The organism is Caulobacter sp. P1_B12_2, assembly GCF_056406675.1.
Window position 1 is genome coordinate 1 of sequence record NZ_JBFTZS010000695.1, and the last position, 1,541, is coordinate 1,541.

3 protein-coding genes are annotated in these 1,541 nt (G+C 67.7%); 1 reads left to right on the top strand and 2 read right to left on the bottom strand.

From position 1 onward, the window contains the following. Positions 1 to 383, bottom strand: a 383-nt coding sequence (locus AC1DZ6_RS24970; protein WP_477099783.1) for a winged helix-turn-helix domain-containing protein, incomplete at its 3' end; no start/stop codon positions are given. A 130-nt stretch (positions 384 to 513) separates the two neighbouring features. On the opposite strand from AC1DZ6_RS24970, the gene modB reads away from it, so the two are divergent. Beyond that, entirely contained in the window at positions 514 to 1,185 is a 672-nt protein-coding gene (gene modB, locus AC1DZ6_RS24975) for a molybdate ABC transporter permease subunit (protein ID WP_477099784.1), read from the top strand. Between the two features lie 67 nt (positions 1,186 to 1,252). On the opposite strand, the gene AC1DZ6_RS24980 is transcribed toward modB, so the two are convergent. After that, positions 1,253 to 1,541, bottom strand: a 289-nt coding sequence (locus AC1DZ6_RS24980) for a TauD/TfdA dioxygenase family protein (RefSeq protein ID WP_477099785.1), incomplete at its 5' end; no start/stop codon positions are given.

Sequence of the window (1,541 nt, forward strand, 5' to 3'; positions counted from 1 at the left end):
CTCCAGAACAGGTCGCCCAGGCCCTGGCTCGCCTCCGCATCCGGCGCGGCCAGACCCGCCTCCAGCCGCGACAGGGCCGAGCCTATCTCGCGCTCGACCTCGCGGAACGCCCGGATGACCGCCAGGCCACGCGACGTGACGACCGCCGCGCCGCCGGCCTTGCCGCCGGCGTTGGCGACCACCAGGGGGGCGTCGAACAGGTTGTTCAGCGCTTGAACCCCGTCCCAGGCGCCCTTGTAGCTGAGGCCCAGCTGCTTGGCGGCGGCGCTGATCGAGCCCAGGCCGCCGATCGCCTCGATCAGGGCGATGCGCTCCAGGCCGACGCGCGCCAGGCCGCCGCGCCGCAGGATCAGGGATGCGCTCAGATCGCCTTCGATGGTCATCAAAACCTCTTGCCGAACGTGACCTTGGCGTCAAAGCTCGTTATGTAACCGGACTACATAACCGAGCGTCCGCCGGAACCCAAGCCATGCCGACCCTTCCGCCGTCGATCAAGCTCAAGGCCCGCTGAGGATGCTCGAGGTCGCGTGGCTGACGATCAAGCTGGCGGGCATCACCACGATCCTGCTGCTGATCCTGTCGACGCCGCTGGCCTGGTGGCTGGCGCGGGGGCGGTCGCGCTGGAAGGCGCCGATCGGAGCCCTGGTGGCCCTGCCGATCGTCCTGCCGCCCACGGTGCTGGGTTTCTACCTGCTGATCGCCCTAGGGCCGCAAAGCCCGCTGATCGCGCTGCTGCACCCGTTTGGGATCCGCACCCTGGCCTTCACCTTCCAGGGCCTGGTGATCGGCTCGCTGATCTACTCGCTGCCGTTCGCCGTCCAGCCTTTGCGCAACGCCTTCATCGCCATCGGCGACGAGCCGATGGAGGCCGCCGCCACCCTGGGCGCCTCGTCCTGGAGCGCCTTCACGCGCGTGGCCCTGCCGCTGGCCCGCCCCGGCTACGCCGTCGCCGCCATCCTGGCCTTCGCCCACACCATCGGCGAGTTCGGCGTGGTGATGATGCTGGGCGGCGGCATTCCGGGCCAGACCGAGGTGCTGTCGATCGAGATCTATCGCCTGGTCGAGGCCCTGGAATGGGACAAGGCTCACCAGTTGGCCGGCGCCCTGCTGGCCTTCGCCTTCCTGGTGATGCTCAGCCTGCTGCTGATGGAACGGCGCATCGACACGCGCGCGTCGCGGTTCTGAAAATCCACCGAACCTGGCGACAAGCCATGGAATTCTCTGCTTATTCCATAGCCAAGTTAAGATCGCGTCAGAACGGGACGTCGCCCTGGATCGTCACCCGCTCGACGATGCGTTCCTGCGGCCAGTAGTCGAGAATGGCGTAGTGCTGGGTGGCGCGGTTGTCCCAGAAGACGATGCCGTTGGGCGTCCAACGGAAGCGGACTTGGTACTCGGGCGTTTTCACCCGGTCCAGCAGGTCGGCCAGCAACTGCGCGGCCTCGTCCTCGGGCAGGCCCAGGATCCGGGTCGTGAAGACCTTGTTGACGAACAGATGCTTCTCGCCGGTCTCCGGGTGGGTGCGGACCACGGGATGGGCT

Excerpts from the sequence above, each read along its gene's own strand:
- modB (WP_477099784.1), top strand. The coding sequence starts at position 514 with ATGCTCGAGGTCGCGTGGCTGACGATCAAGCTGGCGGGCATCACCACG.